Below are 20,631 nucleotides of genomic sequence, written 5' to 3'. Positions count from 1 at the left end.
GGAAGCCCGGCACTGCCACGACGGCGGTGCCGGGCTTTTCTGCGTCCGGACAGTGGGGAGGGGTATTGTGAACGCTAACAACGTTGTAAATCAAGTGCTGGGGCCGGGCTAATGAGCTGCAATCATTTTGTGATCCGCAGCACTTGACCGCCCGTGTTGTTAGCGTTCACAATGGCATTCGCAATACGTTTTTACTGGCTTGTGCAGCCCCCAGCACGCAGGCCACCACCCAGCTTCACCGTGCCGGACGCGCAGATGCTCCGGCTGCATCAGAGTTCGCGGCATTGCTGCCGCGGAAGGAGAGCATCGTGAGATTGAAAAAACTCCTGGGCGCCGTAGCGGTTGTCCTTACCTTAACCGTCGGAGCCACAGGCTGCGGAAGCCGTGGAGGCGGGGCGGAGTCTTCCAGCAGCGCTGCCAAGCCGGCCGACTCACTGGTGGGCATCTCGATGCCGACGCAGACGTCGGAACGCTGGATCGCCGACGGCGCCAACGTTGAGAAGTCCCTGAAGGACCTGGGCTACAAGACGGACCTGCAGTTCGCCAACGATGACATCCCCACGCAGGTTTCGCAGATCGAAAACATGCTGACCAAGGGCGCTAAGGCCCTCATCATCGCTGCCATCGATGGCACCACCCTGACGGACGTCCTGGCCAAGGCCAAGGAACAGAACGTCAAGGTCATCGCGTACGACCGCCTGATCAACGGAACCCCGAACGTGGATTACTACACCACCTTCGACAACTACACCGTGGGCGTCCAGCAGGCCACCTCGCTGTTGACCGGCTTGGGACTTGTTGATGCAAGCGGCAAGAAGGTTGAGGGCAAGGGCCCGTTCAACGTGGAACTGTTCGCGGGAAGCCCTGACGACAACAACGCCAACTTCTTCTGGACCGGCGCCATGGACACCCTTAAGCCGTACCTGGACGCGGGCACCCTGAAGGTCCCCAGCGGCCAGACCAAGTTCGAGCAGGCCGCAATCCTTCGCTGGCAGGCACCCGTAGCCCAGAAGCGCATGGAAGATATCCTCACCTCGGCTTACAGCTCAGGAACCAAGCTCGACGGCGTTCTGTCACCGTATGACGGCCTGTCCATCGGCATTATTTCCGCACTGACCAGCACGGGCGGCTACTCCACCGGCAAGCTTCCCGTAGTGACCGGCCAGGATGCCGAAAAGGGCTCCGTGAAGTCCATCATCGCCGGCGAGCAGTACTCCACCATCTTCAAGGACACCCGCCAGCTCGGCGCCCAGGCCGTGAAGATGGTAGACGCCGTGCTCAAGGGCAACGAGCCTGAAACCAACGACACCAAGACCTACAACAACAAGGTCAAGGTTGTCCCGGCCTACCTTCTGAAGTCCGTCATCATCACCAAGGACAACTACAAGAAGGAACTCATCGACTCGGGCTACTACAAGGATTCCGACGTCAAGTAACCACGTCCCCAAGCTGTGGCCCCACCGCCCTGTGTTGCAGTGCGCAGTGAGGCGGGGCCACAGCATCCCCAGCGCCTGTCGAGTCCTCGGCCCGGCCCAGTTTCAACCAGTCAGCAGGAATTGACGATGAACGTACCCATTCTTCAAATGCGAGGAATCACCAAGACTTTCCCCGGTGTAAAAGCCCTTCAGGACGTCACCCTGGACGTCAACCGAGGTGAGGTTCACGCCATTTGTGGTGAGAACGGCGCCGGGAAATCCACCCTCATGAAGGTGTTGTCCGGCGTCTACGCGCACAATACCTTTGACGGCGACATTCTCTTCGAGAATGAACCCTGCGAATTTTCGAGCATCACGGACAGCGAGAAGCGCGGCATCGTGATCATCCACCAGGAGCTGGCACTGAGCCCGTACCTGTCGATTGCCGAGAACATCTACCTCGGCAACGAGCTCGCCAAGAACGGTTGGGTGGACTGGCGCAAGACCAACCTGGAAGCCGCCAAGCTGCTGGCCCGCGTCGGCCTCAGCGAGAATCCCGTAACGCCCATCCAGCACATCAGCGTGGGCAAGCAGCAGCTGGTGGAGATCGCCAAGGCGCTCTCCAAAGAGGTGAAGCTGCTCATCCTGGATGAACCCACCGCAGCACTGAACGACGAAGACTCAGACCACCTGTTGGACCTCATCCTGCACCTCAAGGGGCAGGGCGTCACCAGCATCATCATCAGCCACAAGCTCAACGAAATCCGCAAAGTGGCCGACGCCGTCACCATCATCCGCGATGGGAAGTCCATCGAGACGCTTCGCCTGGACCAAGGGCAGATCACCCAGGAACGCATCATCCGCGGCATGGTGGGACGCGACCTCGAAAGCCTCTACCCGGACCGGACCCCCAACATCGGCGAAGAAGTCCTCCGGATCGAGGACTGGACGGTCCAGCACCCGCAGGACCACTCACGGACCGTGGTCAGCAACGCCAACCTGAAGGTCCATAAGGGTGAAGTAGTCGGTTTGGCCGGCCTCATGGGTGCCGGGAGGACCGAGCTTGCCATGAGCGTCTTCGGCCGCACCTATGGACGTGCCGTCTCCGGCAAGGTGTACAAATACGGCCAGGAGATCAACACCTCCACGGTCTCCGATGCGATCGATCACGGTATTGCCTACGCAACCGAGGACCGGAAGCACTACGGCCTGAACCTGATCGAGGACATCAAGCGGAACATCTCCATGGCCGCCCTGACCAAGCTGGCCAAACGCGGCTGGGTGGATGGCAACCAGGAAACCACGGTGGCCAACCACTACCGGAAGAGCATGAACATCAAAGCTCCCTCGGTCGCTGCCATTACCGGCAAGCTTTCCGGCGGAAACCAGCAAAAAGTAGTGCTCAGCAAGTGGATGTTCTCCGACCCCGATGTCCTGATCCTGGATGAACCCACGCGCGGGATCGACGTCGGTGCCAAGTTCGAGATCTACACGATCATCAATGAGCTGGCTGCTTCCGGGAAAGCGGTCATCGTGATCTCCTCCGAACTCCCGGAACTCCTGGGCATCTGCGACAGGATCTACACGCTTTCCGCGGGACGCATCACCGGCGAAGTCCCCATCGCCGAGGCCACGCAGGAAACCCTCATGCACTACATGACTCAAGAGAAGGAATAGCCACCATGTCCGCCCTACGAGAATCCCTTGGCTTCCTCACAAGCCGCCTCCGCCAGGTTGGCATCTTCGTCGCCCTGATCCTGATCGTCATCCTCTTCCAGGTCCTGACCAACGGCATCCTGCTTGAACCCCAGAACGTCAGCAACCTGGTGGTCCAGAACAGCTACATCCTTATCCTCGCCATCGGCATGGTGATGGTCATCATCGCCGGCCACATCGACCTCTCCGTCGGCTCGATCGCGGGCTTCATCGGCGCCGTGGCCGGCGTGATGATCGTGCATTGGGGCTGGGCCTGGTGGCTCGCCATCCCGGCCTGCCTCCTGGTCGGTGCCCTGGTGGGTGCATGGCAGGGCTACTGGATCGCCTACGTGGGCATCCCCGCCTTCATCGTCACCCTGGCCGGCATGCTGATCTTCCGCGGTTTGACCCTCATTACCCTCAAGAACCAGCAGATCACCCCGTTCCCGAACGAACTGCGTGCCTTGGGTGGCGGCTTCCTCCCTGATATCTCCGGTGGCACCTCCGTCCTCGAATGGCTGACCGTCATCCTGGGCGTCGGCGGCACCGCGGCCATCCTCTTCCAGGCGCTGAAAGAACGCCGGGTCCGCCGCAAGTTCAACCTTGAGAACGAACCGATGGCATGGTTTGCCGTCAAGAACGGCTTCATTGCGCTCCTGATGCTGATCATCACCTTCCTGCTGGCCAGCTACCGCGGTACTCCGATTGTGTTGATCGTGCTGGCCGTCCTGGTGATCCTGTATTCGGCCCTGATGAACAACAGCATCTTCGGCCGCCACACCTACGCCATCGGTGGCAACCTGCACGCCGCTGAACTTTCCGGCATCAAGACCAAGAAAGTCACGTTCCGCCTCTTCGTCAACATGGGCGTCCTGGCGGCCCTCGCGGGCTTGGTCTTCACCGCCCGCCTGAACTCCGCACAGCCTGCCGGTGGCACCGGCTTTGAGCTGGACTCCATCGCGGCAGCCTTCATCGGTGGCGCAGCGGTGCAGGGTGGTATCGGTACGGTGGCAGGAGCCATGATCGGTGGCCTGATCATGGGTGTCCTGAACAACGGTATGTCCATCCTCGGCCTGGGCACTGACTACCAGCAGCTCATCAAGGGCCTGGTGCTCCTGCTGGCCGTAGGTTTCGACATCTTCAACAAGAACCGGACGGGCGCAGGTGGAGGTTCCTCCATGGGCCGCCGCTTCAAGTGGAAGACCACGCCTCCAGCAACCGAGGCGGCCCCTGCCGCCAAGGCGGAGCCTGTGGGCGTCGACGCGAAGTAGCATCCGATGCCACGCGGCGAACAGCCGCCCACGGTGCGGCCCCGGGTACTGCCCGGGGCCGCACCCGACTCGCCAACCCGGCCCCCGGTCATGGGGGACGTCGCGAAGATGGCCGGGGTTTCGCACCAAACCGTCTCCCGCGTCCTGAACAACCACCCCAACGTCAGCAACAACACGCGGGAGCGCGTGGAAGCGGCGATCGCCCGCCTCGGCTATCGCCGGAATACAGCGGCGCGGAGCCTGGTGACGCGGCGTTCCCGGACCATTGGTGTCCTGGCGTGCGAAACGGGCCAGTTCGGACCGGCGAACACCCTTCTGGGCGTTGAGCAGGCCGGCAGGGAAGCCGGCTACTTCGTCAGCATCGCCAACCTGCGCGAAGTGACCAGCGAAAGCATCAACGACGCCATGGGACACTTCAGCAGCCAATCCGTGGACGGGATCGTGATCCTGGTTCCGCATCCCGATGTCCTTGCAGCCCTGCGGGACGTCTCCGTTCCCGTGCCTATTGTGGCCGTGGGTGCCGGTGCTGGAAACCAGCTCACCGGTGCCTCGCTCAACCAGCGATTGGGTGCCCGCCTCGCCGTTGAGCATTTGATCGGGCTGGGGCATCGCAGCATCGCGCACATCTCGGGGCCAACGCACTGGATCGACGCCGCGGAACGCATCATGGGCTGGCGGGAAGCGTTGGAGGCGGCCGGACTTGAAGCGAACGTGTTGCTCCAAGGTGCCTGGGATGCCGCATCCGGGTATCGGGCCGGCCTTGAACTCCTCCAGCACGACGCCGTCACCGCAGTCTTCGTGGCCAATGACCAAATGGCCGTCGGCGTCCTGCGCGCCGTCCAGGAAGCGGGCTGCCAGGTGCCCGCAGACATCAGCATTGTTGGCTATGACGACCAGCCAGAGGCGGAGTTCTTCATGCCGCCGCTGACCACCATCAAGCAGGACTTCGAAGAACTTGGCCGCAAATGCATGGAAGAGGTCCTGCACCAGCTGGAAGGGGAGCCCGGAACACGGGACCAGATCGTGGATCCGCGCCTGGTCATCCGGGCCACGACGGCGGCGCCAGCACACCAAAGGCGGGCACACTAAACTAGGAGCCATGACTTCCACCAGTATCCCTGCAGTCGACACTGCTGCCGCCCGTGCCCGTCTTCTTGAACTCATCAAAGAGCTGGCGGTGGTCCGCGGCAAGGTGATCCTCTCCAGCGGCAAGGAAGCGGACTACTACATCGACCTCCGCCGTATCACCTTGCACCACGAGGCCTCCAAGCTGGTGGGTCAGGTCATGTTGGCAATGATCGACGACGCCGGCGTTCCGGTTGAGTGCGCGGGCGGACTCACCATGGGCGCGGACCCCGTGGGTACCGCTGTGATGCACGCTGCCGCCGAGGCAGGCCGCGCCGTGGACGCTTTCGTTGTCCGCAAGGCCCAGAAGTCCTACGGCATGGGCCGCCAGGTGGAAGGCCCCTCGGTTGAAGGCCGCAATGTGGTGGTCCTCGAGGATACGTCCACCACCGGCGGGTCCGCGCTGACCGCCGTCGAGGGCGTCCGCAAGGCTGGCGGCAACGTGGTAGCCGTCGCCGTGATCGTGGACCGCAACACTGGTGCCAAAGAGAAGATCGAAGCCGAAACCGGCGTTCCGTACCTCTTCGCGTTCGGCAAGGATGAGCTCGGCCTCGACTAAGGAGTTTTTGTACAGCTAATGCCCTCAAGAGCGCATCTTAAGGGCATTAGCTGTACACAAACTGCGGGGATGTAAGGGAGTGCCCGCGAAGCCTATGCTTGCTGCGTGGACGTACAAGTAGGGAAGCTCCCGGCGCCGCCGGAGGTGACTGAAAACCTTCCGGCGCCGGTTGTTCCGGAGCCGGACAAGGCCGGGGATCCGGGCTCCTGGGCCCGGATCCTGCCTTACGCTGCCCGGCTGAAGAAGACGTCCCGCCGCAACTTTTTGATCACCGCCGGGGTTTCCGCAGCGCTCGCCGGCGACATGCTCTTCACTCGCCGGGTCCAGGCTGAACGTCGGGCCACCAAGATCCTCCGCGTCCCGGACGCGTACTCGGACCTGTACTTCCCCAAAGCCAGCTGGATCCTCTTCCCCGGGTACAAAACCAGCTGGGAAGAAGCGCAGTGGATACTCAACTCACTGCGTCCTGCCCTGCACCAACGCGGCCGGCTGGCCGCCGTCGGGTATTCCAACCTCGGCCTGGACGTTGACGAGATCGTCCGCGAAATCATCCTCCACGTCCGTGAACTGGAGCTTGAGAAGCTGTACTTCTACGGCCACAGTTTCGGCGGAATGCTCGCCACCCAGGTCGCTGCGCGCCTGCTGGAACTCCACGGAGTGGAAACCCAGGTGATTGTCCTGGATTCGAGCCCGTTCAGCCGCGCGGATGTCCTGGACCAGAGCTGGTTCGACGGCGTGGTGTTCCTTTACGAGAATGGTTTCCGCATTCCGTCGGTACTGCGGGGCGGGTACGAACTGGGGGAGCGCGTGGTCCACAAGGACGAGCGCACCTGGCGTCAGATCCTTGACCAAACGCTGGAGCAGCTTTCCCCGATTGCGCCGTCGAGCGTGCTGATCCAGACGGAATCGGCCTATATCTACCACTTCGACGGGCTGCGGTTCGCGGGCAAGATCGGCGGGACGCGGATGGCGTTCCTGGGCAACCCGCAGGACGGAACGGTGGACTACGAGTCGGCGCGAGCAGGGTGGAGCAAGGTTTTCGGCGCCAACATGGCGCTGCCCACGCTCAGCACGGATGGCGCCCGGCCCGCCCACGCGAGTCCGCAGTGGAATGGCGGCGTGTACCGGCCGTTGCTCGAGCGTGTCCAGGATGAGCTGGTGCCACTGCCGCCGGAACCCGAGGAACCTGAGTACCTGGAGCCCAACGGAAAGGTCATCCGGCCGGCCTAGCGGGGGCCACTCATCTCAGCGCAGTGCTTCAACCTCGACGGCGGTAAGGCCCGCCTCGCGCAGGAAGCGGCCGACGTCCCCGAACTCCTTGGAGAAGCCTGCCAGGAAGTGCCGCATGGCGGCCTCGGGGGACTGCAGGATCATCAGGTCCGGGCTGAAATACTCCGCAGGGGTGGAAGGGACGCTGAGGCGCCACGTTTCGGCCATGATCTTCAGGACGTCCGGAAGGTTGGCGGTGGTTGCCGCGTAGTCCGCCACGACGTCGTCCTCGGTCCCGCCCGCCGCAAGGAGTCCGATCGCCGAGACCACCCCAGTCCGGTCTTTGCCCAACGAACAGTGGACCAGGGTGCGCTTGCCGCGGGCCACGGGCCGCAGGGCGTCGGCCACCCAGCCGGGGCGAAGCCGGATCCAGCCCAGATATAGCTCGCCAAGATCCTCCCCAGTTTCCACGGCCTGGAGGGAACCGGCAATGGCGTTGGGGTCGAGCGGGTTGTTGATGAGTTCGACGGCGGGCGAGGCTGCCGCCGCAGGTCCACCGCCGTCGTCGTGAGCTGAACCGCTATGAACCATATCGTTGTGAACCAACCACGGAACCAGCGACCGCTCGAGGTCGCTGCGGAGGTCCACGATGGCCTGGATGCCGTGTTCCGCCAGGAAACCCGACGTTGCAGCGGCATCCAGGCCAAACGGCTGGCTTCCCCTGAGTATCCGGCCGCCGGCCAGTGGACGCAGGTTGAGGACAGCCATGGATGTTCCTTCTTAGATCTGGCTCTTGAGGTCGGCCACGGAGTTCAGGATCTGGTTGGGCCGGAAGGGGAAGGACACGATTTCCTCGCGCTGCGTGATTCCACTGAGCACCAGGACCGTGTGCAGGCCCGCTTCCATCCCGGCCACAATGTCGGTGTCCATGCGGTCGCCGATCATGGCGGTGGTCTCGGAATGGGCATCGATCTGGTTCATGGCGGAGCGGAACATCATGGGGTTCGGCTTGCCCACGATGTAGGGTTCGCGGCCGGTGGCTTTGGTGATCATGGCTGCGATGGCACCGGTTGCGGGCATGGGGCCGTCCTTGGAGGGGCCGGTAGCATCCGGGTTGGTGGCGATGAAGCGGGCGCCGGCCAGGATGTGCCGGACGGCCATGGTGATCGCTTCGAAGGAGTAGGTGCGGGTTTCACCGAGGACCACGAAATCGGGCTCGGTGTCCGTGAGGATGAACCCGGCCTCGTGCAGTGCCGTGGTGAGGCCGGCCTCGCCGATGGTGTAGGCGCGGTTGCCCGAATCGGAGGACTGCACCTGGTCCTTGAGGAACTGGGCCGTGGCCAGCGCCGAGGTCCAGATGTTCTCTTCGGGGACTTCGAGGCCCGATGCGCGCAGGCGGGCGGCAAGGTCGCGGGGAGTGAAGATGGAGTTGTTGGTCAGTACCAGGAACCGCTTGGACGTATCCACCCAGCGTTGGATCAGCTCGGCTGCGCCGGGAATCGCCTGGTTTTCATGGACGAGGACGCCGTCCATGTCCGTAAGCCAGCATTCGATCTCGTGACCGTTCCGGTAAACGGATGCGGACGGGTGGGGCGTGGTTTCTTCTGCCATATTTGCCTCCAGCTGGGGTTGTTTATGCACTGCGTCCCAGTCTTTCATCATTCGGGCCGCTGGACATCCCGGAGGTCTCCTTATGTGGGTAGTTCTGTCCATGTGGATAAAGGTTTTGACTTGTGCCACGCACAGTGGTCTGCACTACGCTTATGGCTGCGCGGTACGGGCAACACCGTGGGTCGGGGGATCGACGCGGTGGGTTTCATGTCGTCCCGCTTCAGCAGGTCCCTCGTTCCGGATCGACCACTGGGTGTGTCCGCAGGGATCTCCCGGTGCCCACAGCATGTGAAAGGGCCTTGCCATGAGCACCAACAACGGCGTACCGCAGCCTCCATACAATCCTGACGGCGTACCCCAGCCGCGCTATGACACCGGCCAAGAACAGTACCGCCAGTACCAGCCGGGCCAGACGCAGCCCATGTACCAGCCGGAAGCCCAGCAGCCGGAAGCCCAGCAGCCGGGCCAGCCACAGGACGCGCCGACGCAGGCTTTTCCTGCACAGCAGGACCCCACCCAGGCCTTCCCTGTGCAGCAGGGCCAACCCACCTACCCCGGCCAGCCCACCTACCAGGGCCAGCCCACCTACCCGGGCCAGCCCACGGGACCTGGCCAGAACCCCGGCGACCACAACAAGAAGTCCTTGTTCCTCATCCTGGGCGGTGTCGCCGTCGTCGTGATTATTGCGCTGGTTGTGGCGTTCACGTGGCTGATTCCGTCCATGACCAAGCCGACTGCCGTGGAGTCTCCGTCGCCGTCCGTGACGTCCTCGGACGAGGCGTCCGACGCGGCCGCCGAACCATCCGCAGAGGCGGAGCCGACCGGCGAAGCCTCAGCGTCCACCGACATTCCCGCCGGCGCCATCCCGCTGCCGGCAGCCTGGGAAGGGCTTGCCGGGCCCAGCAATGTTCCGGCCGACGACGACCCCTTGTTCAGCAAATGGGTCACGGGAGAATCGTCGTTCCAGTACCTGGCGGAGTGGACGCACGACGAGTCGTTCGGCATCACCAAGGACCCCACCACGGGCGAAGAGATCCAAAAGAAGGCCCAGGGAACCGTGGAGACCGACGGCGACGGAATCGCCTTGGCCTACGCCTTCTTCGCAGAGTCCGAGGAAGGGAAGTTCGGCAAGGACCCGGCGGAGATCCAGAAGGCACTCAAGGACATCGAAGCCAGGTACAAGGGCATGACCGCCACAGAACTTCCGCAGAACCTGGTGGGCCACAAGTGCGCGTCCGACTTCAAGACCAGCATGCCCGAGATCCGTGAGTTCCGTCGCGGCGAGGCAGTGGTTGTCAGCTTCACCTGCACCAACGCGCGCGGCGAAGCCATCCAGGCAGTGAACCTCTTCGCGGTAACGCCATGGGGAACGCCGCAGATGCTGGGAGTCAGTGGGCACAAGGAATACTGGGACGCCCACCCGGGCCTCATGGAGAAGCTGGCCAACTCGTACCGCATCAATAAGTGGAAGCTCGGCTAAGTCCGGCCAGGTACCGACACGGGCAGGGCTAAAGTTGAGGGGTGACTGACCTTCCCCCCAACACCGCCCTGCCCACCCCTGCCCAGGCTCCCGCGGAAGCCACAGCGGAAGGCGAGGCCGAAGCGAAGCCGGAGGTCGGCGTCGGACCCTGGGAAGGCGAGTGGCCGCTCGGCGAGCACTGGGATCCGGACCTGTTGAGGGACGGTGACCGCCGCAACGTGGTTGACCAGTACCGGTACTGGAAGCACGACGCGATCGTCGCGGACCTGGATTCCAAGCGGCACGAATTCCACATCGCCATCGAGAACTGGCAGCACGACCTCAACATTGGCACTGTGGTGCGGACCGCCAACGCCTTCCTCGCCAAGGAGGTCCACATCATCGGACGACGGCGGTGGAACCGGCGCGGGGCCATGGTCACCGATCGCTACCAGCACGTCCGCCACCACCCCACCGTCGAGGATTTTGTCCAGTGGGCCGAGGGGGAGGGGCTGGCTGTGATCGGCATCGATATTTTCCCCGATTCCGTGCCATTGGAGACCTACGACCTCCCCAGAAAGTGCGTCCTGGTGTTCGGGCAGGAAGGCCCCGGCCTCACGCCCGAGGTGCACGATGCCGCCGTCGCAACCCTTTCCATCGAGCAGTTCGGCTCCACGCGTTCCATGAACGCGGCATCGGCAGCAGCGATCGCCATGCACGCCTGGGTGCGCCGGCACGTCTTCAACCAGCCGGTGTAACGCGCCCGCCGCCGCCGAGATGGCATTTAATGACAGTCCCAGAGCCTCGGATTGTCATTAAATGCCATCTCGCGGAGCGCGTGGGTGGCCAAGCTGTGGATAACGCCCCGGAGGCCGGACTGAGCAGCCAAAATGGGGCATGCGCAGGGCGACACTTCCGGAACATCTGACCACGGGTTCCTTCTCTGTGCGTGCTTCCGACAAAGCCGGCGTGACCCGGTCCCGGACCCGTGCCAAGGACTTGCTGCAGGTATCCCGGGGAATCCGGATGCCGACAGGGTCCGAGGCTTCCGGGGCCTCCGCCTTGAGGGCTTACACGGAACTGGACGATTCATCCATCCTGGTCTCCTTGTCGGCCGCCCGGATCTGGGGCGTCCCATTGCCGGGCCACCACAGCGGGGATTGGCGCATTCATGTTGCCCGACGGAGGGGGGTTCAGCTTTCCACGGCGGGTCAACGTGGCCGGACATCTCCTTACCCTTCTTCCGGAGGAGGTAGATGAGTACGACGGCGTCAGGGTCACCTCGCCCGCGCGGACGTGGTTGGACCTGGCTGCGCTACTGACTTTGGAAGAGCTGGTCGCAGCGGGCGACCACCTTGTGTGCTCCCATGGCGCGGACTTCCCGGCTCCCAAAGACGCCTTATGCAGCATCGCGGAACTGACGGAGATCGTGCGCCGCCATCCAGGCATGCGTGGGGTGCGGACGGCCCGCGCCGCACTCGAGCTCATCCGTGTGGGTGCGGATTCCGCACCGGAAACGCACATGCGGCTGGCGTTGGTCAACGCGAGTCTGCCTGAGCCCGTGCTGAATCACGTTGTGCGCAACCACTTCGGTGATCCCGTGCTGTGGCCGGACGCCGCTTACCTCGAGTTCAGGGTCTCGCTTCAATACGACGGACAACACCATGGCGGCGCGGACCAGCACGTCAGGGACATCGAGCGCCAGGAAAGGTCCCTCGCCCATGGCTGGCTGGAAGTCCGGATCTCCAAGAACGACCTCCAAGGTGACAGACCCGCCGTCGTGCATAAAGTACGCCGCGCGCTCGAAAGCCGTGGCTGGTGCGCGAGATGACACTTAATGGCAATGTCAGCGCGCAGGATTGTCATCAAATGCCAACTCGGCGGAAGTGTTAAGGGCCACAGTGACCCGAAACACGGCGTCCCGGCGGATATCGCTAGGATGGGTGCTAGCCGTAAGCGGTCTACTCCAGGGTTACCAACCCACAGACGAATTCAGCATAGGAGTCACCATGCCCATTGCAACCCCAGAGATTTACTCCGAGATGATCGACCGCGCAAAGGCTGGCGGATTCGCTTTCCCCGCGGTCAACGTGACGTCGTCGCAGACTCTGAACGCTGCGATCCGCGGTTTCGCCGAGGCCGAATCCGACGGCATCATCCAGGTTTCCACCGGTGGCGCAGCCTACTGGTCCGGCGCTTCGGTCAAGGACATGGTGGCCGGTTCCCTGGGCTTCGCCGCGTTCGCCCGCGAAGTTGCCAAGAACTACAACGTCAACATCGCCTTGCACACGGACCACTGCCCGCAGGACAAGCTTGCAGACTTCGTCCTGCCGCTGCTGGCTGCTTCCGAGGAAGCCGTGAAGGCCGGCAAGGACCCGATCTTCAACTCGCACATGTGGGACGGCTCGCACGAGACCCTCACCGACAACCTGCGCATCGGCCGCGAACTGCTGGAACGCGCAGCAGCCGCCAAGATCATCCTCGAGGTTGAAATCGGCACTGTCGGCGGTGAAGAAGACGGCGTTGAGAACGAAATCAACGAGAAGCTCTACACCACCACCGAGGACGCCCTCGCAACCATTGAGGCCCTCGGCGCCGGCGAAAACGGCCGCTACCTCACCGCTTTGACCTTCGGCAACGTGCACGGCGTGTACAAGCCGGGCAACGTGAAGCTCCGCCCGGAACTGCTCAAGCAGATCCAGTCCGAGGTGGGCGCCAAGATCGGCAAGGAAAACCCGTTCGACCTCGTGTTCCACGGCGGCTCAGGCTCCACGGAGCAGGAAATCGCCGACGCCGTTTCCTACGGCGTGATCAAGATGAACATCGACACCGACACCCAGTACGCGTTCACCCGCCCGGTGGCCGGCCACATGTTCTCCAACTACGACGGCGTCCTGAAGGTCGACGGCGAAATGGGCAACAAGAAGACCTACGACCCCCGCGTCTGGGGCGCTTCCGCCGAAGCCGGCATGGCCGCGCGCATCGTCGAAGCAGCACAGCAGCTCGGATCGGTTGGCAAGACCTTCTGATGTCCGACGAATTCCGGAAGAACCTGATGGGGCCGGAGCCCACGCTCCTGCCCGCCGAGAACGAGATCTACCAGCACCTGGCCCTTGGCAAGGAAGCACTGGACCTCGTGGCCCAGAACCCTACCTCGTCACTTTTGTGGGCGATCCTCGCTGAGGAAGCCTGGGCCGAGGGCCGGACCATCGAGTCCTACGCCTACGCCCGCGTGGGCTACCACCGCGGCCTGGACTCGCTGCGCCGCAACGGTTGGCGCGGCGTCGGACCAATCCCGTGGGAGCACGAGCCCAACCAGGGCTTCCTGCGTGCGCTCTACGCATTGGGCCGGGCAGCTTCGGCGATCGGCGAAGCCGAGGAACCGGAGCGGATCGAGAAGTTCCTGAACGACTCGGACCCCAAGGCCAAGGCAGCGATCGAAGCCCGCTAAGGCGTCGAGCAATTAATGACGGCGACCCTCACCAAAAGGTGAGGGTCGCCGTCGTCGTATGTAGCGGGTAAGGCTAGGCCTTGCGGGGGATACCCGTGCGTGCCATGGCCTCGGCGTAGGCGCCGTGGATGGCGTCCAGGTATTCCTGCTGGCGGGTCGGAGTGCCGGCAAAGGAGCGGCCACCGAGCGAGCGGACCTTGAACGTCTTGAAGCCGCGGCGCGCGATGCTGGCCGGGGCGGCCTTCATGAGCTGGTCGGCCAGGCGGTGGGCTTCGTTGCCGTGGGCCACCAGAGCGGAGGTGCGCGGCAGGAGCTGGAGGAGGCGCAGGAGCGGCTTGAGACCCTCGGTGATGTTGGCTGGCGTGAGCTTGCCCGGTTCCTCGTTGGGTTCAATCCACGGGTAGGCGTTCCACGGCATCATCAGCTCGGGACGGAGGCCCAGCTGCCACTGCATGCCAAGCATGCGCGTGGTGGCTTCCTCGTCGCCGGGAGTGATGAAGCCCTCACCGGACGTGGTGCGCTGATTGGAGAAAAGGCTGACGATCCGGCAGTCATCCATGCTGTGGGCGGGGTCGATGTAGAGGACCTCGCTGCCCGGCTTCTGCTCCTTGATGGAGTCGCACAGCTCGTTGACCTCAGCGATGTGCGGTTCGTAGCGGCGGTTCCAAAGGATTTGCTCGGGTGATTCAGTCGCCAGTTCTTGCATCAGGGGTTAGGTCTCCTAGGTGTTACAGCGCACCGTTCGGAGGGGCCGCGGGCATGCCGAAGCCGAACCTCAAAGGGTGCTGTTGGGGGCTAACTAACCTTACCGGACTTAGTGCGTCGATGGTGGCCGAACCGGCGCGCCACCGAATGCGACACGGCGTGTTGCCCGGGAAACGTGTCAGGCGTCTCGACGGCGGTGCGGCCTTTCGGGCAAGATGCCCGGTATGGAGAAACAAGAGTCGTCCGCTGCCGCCGTTTCCGCTTTCCAGGAGCTGGGTTCAGAACTCGCCCCGGCAGGAGTGGTGATGGGGAAGATGTTTGGCGCCAGCTCGCTCATGCTGGACAAGAAGGCGCTGGCCTGCCTGAACGGCGACAAAGTGGTGTTCAAACTGGGCAAGGAAACAGCAGAGCACGCGCGTGCCCTGGCTCTGCCGGGGGCTGTGCTCTTTGACCCCTCGGGCATGAACCGGCCGTTCAAGGACTGGGTGGAGGTGCCTTCGAGTTCACGGGCTGATTGGCCCGCGTTCGCCGAAGCAGCCCTGCGTTTCGTGGCCGGCGGCTAAGCTGCCCAAGGCGCCCCGAGCCGGCGTCGAAAGCTGCCGTTAACCCAAAAGTGCAGTGCGGCCGGATGGTGCTTTTTTTGCCCCGGATAATGACGGTGAAACCACTGGTTTCGGGGAAACCGTTCGGCCTCCCCACCAGCTCAGCATCATCAACCGTGGGGGTTACACAATGGTCGCAAAGACGGCATCCAATAAGGCAACAAAGGTTCGTGCGCTTCTTGCGGGCGGGCTCGTCCTGGGCGTAGGGGCCGCATTCACGTTGGCTGCATGGACGGACAACGAATGGGTCTTCGGTAATTCCGGTGGGGACAAGGGTCCCGGCACGCTGACTTACCACATGGAGCAAAACACCTTCAGCAACACCAACGGCACCGGCGCCGATGCGTGGAGCGACAAGCCGAACATTCCTACGGTGCCGAGCTCGGCCACCGACGGCGCATTGACGTTCGGCGCCATCTCCGCCGCCTTGAAGCCCGGCGACACTGCCTATGCGCCCATGCAGCTCCGGGCCGCTGCGGGTTCTGAAGCCCTGACAGCCACGTTGGCAGAGGCAGTGAAGCTTGGCGGCACAGCTCCGGCCGCTGACACCACCACCAACTCCCTGGCCTTGTACAACGCGTTGAGCTACCGGGCAGTGCAGGGCGTGACTCCGGCGAACTGCGCAGCAGGAACACTGACGGGCGGCACCGACATCGTAGGCTCAGCTGCGGCCAGTGTCCCGCTGACCACTGTCTCCGCCACTCCCATCTCCCTCCCGAAGGGTCCCGACGCGTCAACGGCCGGATCGGCTGTGAACCTTTGCTTCGCCATCACCCTCCCGTCCGCCGTGACCGACGTGACGCTGCAGGGTAAGCAGACGGTTCCGCTGTGGAGGTTCACCAGCATCGCCGGCTCGTAGTACCGCTCTGTGACAGAGCCCTTGACCCGGACCAGAAGCTCGTCCCCATTGCCCCCTTCGGCCCCTGCCTTAGGCGGGGCGGGCTTCTGGGCCGTCGTGCCCACCATCCTCAAGGTCTCCCGCGAGATCGCACTGACCCTGGTGGCCCTGCTGGGGTTGCTGTGCATCGTGGCGTTGGTCCTGGGATTCGTTTATAAGGCCTCTTTCGTGGTCTTCAGGACCGGATCCATGGAGCCGCTCTACCCGGTGGGGGCATTGTCCCTGACTGTCCAGGTACCAGCAGCGGATCTCGTCCCGGGGGACGTCGTATCGGTTAAGCGCCCCGAATCCGGCGTCCTGGTCACCCACCGCGTGGTGTCGGTGGAATCTGGCGGTTCCGGCGCCTCCTTACGGCTCAAGGGTGACGCGAACAGCTCAGAGGATCCGCTGCCCTATCAGGTGGACACAGCCCAAAAGGTACTGGCAACGGTACCCGCGGTGGGTTCCTGGGTGATGGCAATGAGGGGACCAGGTTTTATCGGCGCCGCCACGCTGGCCGTGGCAATGCTCGTTGTATGGGCGTACTGGCCCAAACGGGCGGCACGTCACAAAGGTGTGGTGGCACAAGGGAGGTGATCGAGCAGTGAAGCAGTGGATCCGGATGGTGGGGCACGCAGCGGCGGTGTGCGCCGTCGTCGTCAGCGCCCTGAACTTTGCCGTTCCCGCCCAAGCTGCCGACAACCTCATCCCCATACCCCAGACAGGGACTCCAGGCCTCCTGTGGCTTTCGTCGTCCGTGTACCCGCTGGAGTTCCCGCAACTGGCGCCCGGCGATTCCTTCGTGTGGCAGATCGGTTTGTCGTTGGAAAAACCTGAAGCCACGTCCTCGCTCCAGCTCACGGCCGCAGGGGGCCTGGCCGCTTCCGGCGGCTATGCCATTGCCGTGGACGAATGCCCGTCCCCGTGGCAGGGCGACAGCGGCCTGAACAAGCAGCTTGAATGCCCCGCCGGATCAACGCAGAGAATCCAGCCCACCCGCCTCAACGACTGGAACCAGGGCGTCCGCGTCCCGCTCAGCAACCTCCGGACTGGAACCTCGCCGTACCTGCGGTTCACGCTCGCCGGACCCGTCGACGCCGTTCCTCCCCAAGGCGCAGCGCTCACCTTGGGAATCGGGATCACCGCCATGGGAGACGACGACGGCGGGAGCGCACCTTCGCTGCCACCGGTGGCCGGTGGCGGAAGCAAGGAGCCGTTGGGAAACACCGGGGCGTCGTCACTGCCTGCCCTGTTCGCCGGGGGTGCGCTGTTGCTCCTGGGAACGGCGGTCCTTGCATTGCTGAGGCGCCCACGTGAAACACCGGAGCAGGGCGCATGAGGGCCCGGCGTTCGATCCTGGTAGCGGCAGTTTCGGCGATAGCTTTGGCGGCCACAACCAGCCTGACCACTGCGGCGTGGACGGACAGCGAATGGGTGAGGAGCGCCGTCGGAGTCAGTTCCCCCGGCGACTGCAGCACCAACTCCATGTTCACCAACCAGGCCTGGGCCAGGGAACTGCACGGCACTGTGCTCAATACCAACCTCGATACCGTGGCCGGAGTCCAGGGGCTGACCGTGGTGAACAACGGCACGGCCGCCACCCCCACGCCCCCGTCCGCCGTGCTTGTCCCCGGCACCACGGATGCCTACGTCACCAAGATCCCGGTGACGGCGTTGGGAAGCAGCCCCGTTTCGTTGGGGTTGGGACTGGGCGCGCCTGTGGGCGGTTTGGGCACATACACGCAGTGGGCGCGCTCGCAGAAAAGTGGGCAGGCGCATGGAGCTGCCGGCCTGGTGTCCGATCAGACCGGTGCGTTGGACGTCGCGGGCACCTCGCAGGGAGCTGCCACCGCGCCAAAGTCGGCCAGCATTTCATTGGGGAACATTGTTCCGGCCTCCCTGTCCGGCGTCACCCTGGATGTGGGAGCCGTCGCGTCCTCGTCCGCCCTGGATGCCTGTGTCATGACGAATGGCTGGCCTATGCTGAACGCCTCGCCCACGGTCCAGCGGCAATACGGGATCGCCGGGCTGGACCTGACAGCGGCGATTCCCGCCGTCGGGACGCTGTCCACGCAGGGGGCATCCTTGGTGGGTGCCGTTCCGACGCAGCTGAACACATTCTTGGGCACCACCGGCTTGGCCAACCAGATCAATGATGGCATCAAGGGAATCGTCAATCCTCTCTTGGGGGGCTTGGCGGTGGGGTCCTTCAGTACTACGGCTTCCTTGACGACCGATCTCAACGGGGTGACCGCAATGATGACCGAGTCCATGACCGATGGCATCGTCACCATCAACCTTGGGGCGGGCACCGTGAAGGTCAACATTGCCTCGCTTGCCGGGAGCGCGACCACTGGGCTGAATGGCATGGAACCAAACCACGCCGTGGTCCTGGACGCGGCCATGACAGCCGCGGTAACCACCAGAGTCACGGCATTGCTGGATTCCTGGAAGAACCGCGTGCTTTCCGCGCTCACTTCTGCTCTGGGAAATGCCCAGTTGGCCTCCACTACAGTGGTTGACTTGCGGGCCCCGATCCTCGGCACCCCTTTGGCCAAGATCACCGTCAAAACGGGCCCCGCGACCGTGGCGCAATTTATTGCGGGCTCGGCCTCCGGTCCTGACGTTTCCGTCGAAGTCCTGGGCGGAGGCGGTGCGGTTGCTGCCCTGGTCAACACCTTGCTGACGACTCTGACCAACAGCGCGAACGGGGTCGTGCAAACCGCCTTGGCAACGACCGATTTCGTCGCCAAGTCCACGGTCTTCAACGCGAATCTGGTTTCTAACCTGGGCAGCAGCCTCCAGTTACTGATCACACCGGTGATCAACGCCGTCGGGCCTGTCCTCACGGCAGTCCGCACCCTGGTGGCCATCAACGTTAACGTGCAACCCGATCAGGTCTGGCCCGGTACCAAGCCGGCGGATGTCACGGCTGCGGCGGGGGAGTACAAGGTTTCTGCGATCCGGGTGGGGCTGGTGGACAGCTCGGGCCTGCTGAGCTTGTCGTTGGGCAGTTCGTCGGCCGGCCCTGCCGCACTGGTGGTTCCCTGACTTGTCCACAACTGAACGCCAACGCCGGGCAAACACCAGAGAAACCGTTGCCATCGGCTAAACTTGGCTGGTAAGAGCCCCGAACCTCTTGCGTATGCCTTGCCCCCGGGCAGGCTGCACCTGTAAGCATCGGGGCGTTCTCATGTACGGCGTCGAGTCCTGGTCATCCGGCTGGGCCTCGCCCGAAAAGAATGGGGGAGGATCCCATGCCCGCTATCGTGATCGTCGGAGCCCAGTGGGGCGACGAAGGCAAAGGCAAAGCAACCGATCTGCTCGGTGGCCGCGTTGACTACGTGGTCAAGCCCAACGGCGGTAACAACGCCGGGCACACCGTGGTTGTTGGCGGTGAGAAGTATGAGCTGAAGCTCCTTCCCGCGGGCATCCTGAGCCCCAACGCAATTCCCATTATTGGCAACGGCTGCGTGGTGAACCTCGAGGCCCTGTTCCAGGAAATCGATGGCCTGGAAGCCCGTGGCGCGGATACCTCCCGCCTGCGCGTTTCAGCCAACGCCCACCTCGTTGCCCCGTACCACCAGGTGCTGGACAAGGTGACCGAACGCTTCCTCGGCAGCCGCGCCATCGGCACCACGGGCCGCGGCATCGGACCGGCGTACATGGACAAGGTGGCCCGCCTGGGCATTCGTGTCCAGGACGTCTTTGACGAGTCCATCCTCCGCCAGAAGGTCGAAGGATCGCTGCGCCAGAAGAACGAGCTCCTGGTCAAGGTGTACAACCGCCGCGACATCATTGCTGACGAGATCGTGGAGTACTTCCTGTCCTTCGCCGAGCGCCTTCGCCCGCTGGTCATCGACAGCACGCTGGAGCTGAACAACGCCCTTGACGAGGGCAAGGTGGTGCTCATGGAGGGCGGCCAGGCAACGTTCCTGGACGTGGACCACGGCACCTACCCGTTCGTCACCTCGTCCAACCCCACGGCCGGCGGCGCTTCCGTTGGCTCCGGCATTGGCCCTACCCGCATTTCGCGGTCCATCGGCATCATCAAGGCCTACACCACCCGCGTTGGTGCCGGACCGTTCCCCACGGAACTGTTCGATGAGATGGGTGTCTACCTGCAAAAGACCGGTGGCGAGTTCGGTGTGAACACCGGCCGTCCCCGCCGCTGCGGTTGGTACGACGCCGTCCTGGCCCGCCACGCTTCCCGCGTCAACGGCTTCACGGACTACTTCGTCACCAAGCTGGACGTCCTCACGGGCATCGAGCAGATCCCGGTTTGCGTTGCCTACGACGTCGACGGCGTGCGCCACGACGAAATGCCCATGACGCAGACCGAGTTCCACCACGCGGTGCCGATCTTCGAGTACTTTGACGGCTGGACCGAGGACATCACCGGCGCCCGCACGCTGGAGGACCTCCCCGAGAACGCCCGCAACTACGTGCTGGCCCTGGAAAAGCTCTCCGGCACGCGCTTCTCGGCCATCGGCGTCGGCCCGGACCGGGACCAGACCATCGTGGTCCACGATTTGATCAACGACTAAGTAGTTATTGGCTTACGACGACGGCGGGTCACCTTGGTTCCTCACGGAGCCGAAGGTGACCCGCCGTCGTCGCTTAATGCTTTGCGCCTAACCCCCGAAGCGGGA

At 63.7% G+C, this 20,631-nt stretch carries 20 protein-coding genes; 17 read left to right on the top strand and 3 right to left on the bottom strand.

Going from position 1 to position 20,631, the window contains the following annotated elements:
- The first annotated feature begins 308 nt into the window (after nucleotides 1–308).
- The 6 genes from chvE to AB0N72_RS14400 all read left to right on the top strand — a co-directional run bounded on the left by chvE (nucleotide 309) and on the right by AB0N72_RS14400 (nucleotide 7,295).
- The gene (chvE, locus tag AB0N72_RS14425) at nucleotides 309–1,436 is read left to right on the top strand and encodes a multiple monosaccharide ABC transporter substrate-binding protein (RefSeq protein ID WP_363931047.1); all 1,128 of its coding nucleotides are present in this window, start codon (nucleotides 309–311) and stop codon (nucleotides 1,434–1,436) included.
- A 126-nt stretch (nucleotides 1,437–1,562) separates the two neighbouring features.
- The gene (gene mmsA, locus AB0N72_RS14420) at nucleotides 1,563–3,092 is read left to right on the top strand and encodes a multiple monosaccharide ABC transporter ATP-binding protein (RefSeq protein ID WP_363931046.1); all 1,530 of its coding nucleotides are present in this window, start codon (nucleotides 1,563–1,565) and stop codon (nucleotides 3,090–3,092) included.
- Nucleotides 3,093–3,097: 5 nt separating this feature from the next.
- Nucleotides 3,098–4,381 carry a multiple monosaccharide ABC transporter permease gene (mmsB, locus tag AB0N72_RS14415; protein WP_363931045.1) on the top strand — a complete coding sequence of 428 codons (1,284 nt, stop codon included), beginning with the start codon at nucleotides 3,098–3,100 and terminating at the stop codon, nucleotides 4,379–4,381.
- A gap of 90 nt (nucleotides 4,382–4,471) precedes the next feature.
- Nucleotides 4,472–5,470 carry a LacI family DNA-binding transcriptional regulator gene (locus AB0N72_RS14410; RefSeq protein WP_363931248.1) on the top strand — a complete coding sequence of 333 codons (999 nt, stop codon included), beginning with the start codon at nucleotides 4,472–4,474 and terminating at the stop codon, nucleotides 5,468–5,470.
- A gap of 10 nt (nucleotides 5,471–5,480) precedes the next feature.
- On the top strand, nucleotides 5,481–6,065 hold the full coding sequence (gene pyrE, locus AB0N72_RS14405) for an orotate phosphoribosyltransferase (RefSeq protein WP_363931044.1): 585 nt from the start codon (nucleotides 5,481–5,483) through the stop codon (nucleotides 6,063–6,065).
- A 105-nt stretch (nucleotides 6,066–6,170) separates the two neighbouring features.
- Nucleotides 6,171–7,295: an alpha/beta hydrolase gene (locus tag AB0N72_RS14400; RefSeq protein WP_363931043.1), complete on the top strand. Its 1,125-nt coding sequence runs from the start codon at nucleotides 6,171–6,173 to the stop codon at nucleotides 7,293–7,295.
- Nucleotides 7,296–7,310: 15 nt separating this feature from the next.
- On the opposite strand, the gene AB0N72_RS14395 is transcribed toward AB0N72_RS14400, so the two are convergent.
- Both AB0N72_RS14395 and AB0N72_RS14390 read right to left on the bottom strand, forming a co-directional pair.
- Nucleotides 7,311–8,042, bottom strand: coding sequence for a tyrosine-protein phosphatase (locus AB0N72_RS14395; protein ID WP_363931042.1), 732 nt, complete (start codon nucleotides 8,040–8,042; stop codon nucleotides 7,311–7,313).
- 12 nt (nucleotides 8,043–8,054) lie between these two features.
- Nucleotides 8,055–8,885 (bottom strand): HAD-IIA family hydrolase, encoded by an 831-nt coding sequence (locus tag AB0N72_RS14390; RefSeq protein WP_281450637.1) that lies wholly within the window; start codon nucleotides 8,883–8,885, stop codon nucleotides 8,055–8,057.
- A gap of 304 nt (nucleotides 8,886–9,189) precedes the next feature.
- On the opposite strand from AB0N72_RS14390, the gene AB0N72_RS14385 reads away from it, so the two are divergent.
- From AB0N72_RS14385 to AB0N72_RS14365, 5 genes are all read left to right on the top strand, one after another.
- Nucleotides 9,190–10,365 carry a hypothetical protein gene (locus AB0N72_RS14385; RefSeq protein ID WP_363931041.1) on the top strand — a complete coding sequence of 392 codons (1,176 nt, stop codon included), beginning with the start codon at nucleotides 9,190–9,192 and terminating at the stop codon, nucleotides 10,363–10,365.
- A 41-nt stretch (nucleotides 10,366–10,406) separates the two neighbouring features.
- Nucleotides 10,407–11,102, top strand: a complete 696-nt coding sequence (locus tag AB0N72_RS14380; protein WP_363931040.1) for a TrmH family RNA methyltransferase — start codon at nucleotides 10,407–10,409, stop codon at nucleotides 11,100–11,102.
- Nucleotides 11,103–11,560: 458 nt separating this feature from the next.
- Nucleotides 11,561–12,175 carry a hypothetical protein gene (locus AB0N72_RS14375; protein ID WP_363931039.1) on the top strand — a complete coding sequence of 205 codons (615 nt, stop codon included), beginning with the start codon at nucleotides 11,561–11,563 and terminating at the stop codon, nucleotides 12,173–12,175.
- A 178-nt stretch (nucleotides 12,176–12,353) separates the two neighbouring features.
- Nucleotides 12,354–13,373, top strand: a complete 1,020-nt coding sequence (gene fbaA, locus AB0N72_RS14370) for a class II fructose-bisphosphate aldolase (protein WP_363931038.1) — start codon at nucleotides 12,354–12,356, stop codon at nucleotides 13,371–13,373.
- Nucleotides 13,373–13,795 (top strand): DUF3151 domain-containing protein, encoded by a 423-nt coding sequence (locus AB0N72_RS14365; RefSeq protein ID WP_235521348.1) that lies wholly within the window; start codon nucleotides 13,373–13,375, stop codon nucleotides 13,793–13,795. Before fbaA ends, AB0N72_RS14365 begins: the two co-directional genes overlap by 1 nt.
- 73 nt (nucleotides 13,796–13,868) lie before the next feature.
- On the opposite strand, the gene AB0N72_RS14360 is transcribed toward AB0N72_RS14365, so the two are convergent.
- The gene (locus tag AB0N72_RS14360) at nucleotides 13,869–14,501 is read right to left on the bottom strand and encodes a uracil-DNA glycosylase (protein ID WP_363931037.1); all 633 of its coding nucleotides are present in this window, start codon (nucleotides 14,499–14,501) and stop codon (nucleotides 13,869–13,871) included.
- A 223-nt stretch (nucleotides 14,502–14,724) separates the two neighbouring features.
- On the opposite strand from AB0N72_RS14360, the gene AB0N72_RS14355 reads away from it, so the two are divergent.
- The 6 genes from AB0N72_RS14355 (at nucleotide 14,725) to AB0N72_RS14330 (ending at nucleotide 20,526) form a co-directional block, all read left to right on the top strand.
- Entirely contained in the window at nucleotides 14,725–15,063 is a 339-nt protein-coding gene (locus AB0N72_RS14355) for a hypothetical protein (protein ID WP_363931036.1), read from the top strand.
- A 169-nt stretch (nucleotides 15,064–15,232) separates the two neighbouring features.
- A complete protein-coding gene (locus tag AB0N72_RS14350; RefSeq protein WP_363931035.1) occupies nucleotides 15,233–15,961 on the top strand; it encodes a SipW-dependent-type signal peptide-containing protein in 729 nt (242 codons plus the stop codon).
- A gap of 96 nt (nucleotides 15,962–16,057) precedes the next feature.
- Nucleotides 16,058–16,576 carry a signal peptidase I gene (locus AB0N72_RS14345; RefSeq protein ID WP_363931034.1) on the top strand — a complete coding sequence of 173 codons (519 nt, stop codon included), beginning with the start codon at nucleotides 16,058–16,060 and terminating at the stop codon, nucleotides 16,574–16,576.
- 7 nt (nucleotides 16,577–16,583) lie between these two features.
- Nucleotides 16,584–17,318, top strand: coding sequence for an LPXTG cell wall anchor domain-containing protein (locus AB0N72_RS14340; RefSeq protein WP_363931033.1), 735 nt, complete (start codon nucleotides 16,584–16,586; stop codon nucleotides 17,316–17,318).
- Nucleotides 17,315–19,030, top strand: coding sequence for a choice-of-anchor G family protein (locus AB0N72_RS14335; RefSeq protein ID WP_363931032.1), 1,716 nt, complete (start codon nucleotides 17,315–17,317; stop codon nucleotides 19,028–19,030). Before AB0N72_RS14340 ends, AB0N72_RS14335 begins: the two co-directional genes overlap by 4 nt.
- Nucleotides 19,031–19,236: 206 nt before the next feature.
- Nucleotides 19,237–20,526 (top strand): adenylosuccinate synthase, encoded by a 1,290-nt coding sequence (locus AB0N72_RS14330; protein WP_011773318.1) that lies wholly within the window; start codon nucleotides 19,237–19,239, stop codon nucleotides 20,524–20,526.
- Nucleotides 20,527–20,631: the final 105 nt, after the last annotated feature.

The sequence above is a fragment of the Paenarthrobacter sp. NPDC089307 genome (assembly GCF_040685055.1).
Lineage (GTDB): Bacteria > Actinomycetota > Actinomycetes > Actinomycetales > Micrococcaceae > Arthrobacter.
The sequence above is the reverse complement of the archived record's forward strand: the minus strand, read 5'-3'. Positions and strand labels throughout refer to the sequence as shown.

Coding starts and splice junctions, on each gene's coding strand:
- AB0N72_RS14350 (WP_363931035.1), top strand. CDS start 15,233: ATGGTCGCAAAGACGGCATCCAATAAGGCAACAAAGGTTCGTGCGCTT.
- AB0N72_RS14335 (WP_363931032.1), top strand. CDS start 17,315: ATGAGGGCCCGGCGTTCGATCCTGGTAGCGGCAGTTTCGGCGATAGCT.
- mmsB (WP_363931045.1), top strand. CDS start 3,098: ATGTCCGCCCTACGAGAATCCCTTGGCTTCCTCACAAGCCGCCTCCGC.
- mmsA (WP_363931046.1), top strand. CDS start 1,563: ATGAACGTACCCATTCTTCAAATGCGAGGAATCACCAAGACTTTCCCC.
- AB0N72_RS14410 (WP_363931248.1), top strand. CDS start 4,472: ATGGGGGACGTCGCGAAGATGGCCGGGGTTTCGCACCAAACCGTCTCC.
- AB0N72_RS14365 (WP_235521348.1), top strand. CDS start 13,373: ATGTCCGACGAATTCCGGAAGAACCTGATGGGGCCGGAGCCCACGCTC.
- AB0N72_RS14390 (WP_281450637.1), bottom strand. CDS start 8,885: ATGGCAGAAGAAACCACGCCCCACCCGTCCGCATCCGTTTACCGGAAC.
- AB0N72_RS14395 (WP_363931042.1), bottom strand. CDS start 8,042: ATGGCTGTCCTCAACCTGCGTCCACTGGCCGGCGGCCGGATACTCAGG.
- pyrE (WP_363931044.1), top strand. CDS start 5,481: ATGACTTCCACCAGTATCCCTGCAGTCGACACTGCTGCCGCCCGTGCC.
- AB0N72_RS14360 (WP_363931037.1), bottom strand. CDS start 14,501: ATGCAAGAACTGGCGACTGAATCACCCGAGCAAATCCTTTGGAACCGC.
- AB0N72_RS14385 (WP_363931041.1), top strand. CDS start 9,190: ATGAGCACCAACAACGGCGTACCGCAGCCTCCATACAATCCTGACGGC.
- AB0N72_RS14355 (WP_363931036.1), top strand. CDS start 14,725: ATGGAGAAACAAGAGTCGTCCGCTGCCGCCGTTTCCGCTTTCCAGGAG.
- AB0N72_RS14330 (WP_011773318.1), top strand. CDS start 19,237: ATGCCCGCTATCGTGATCGTCGGAGCCCAGTGGGGCGACGAAGGCAAA.
- fbaA (WP_363931038.1), top strand. CDS start 12,354: ATGCCCATTGCAACCCCAGAGATTTACTCCGAGATGATCGACCGCGCA.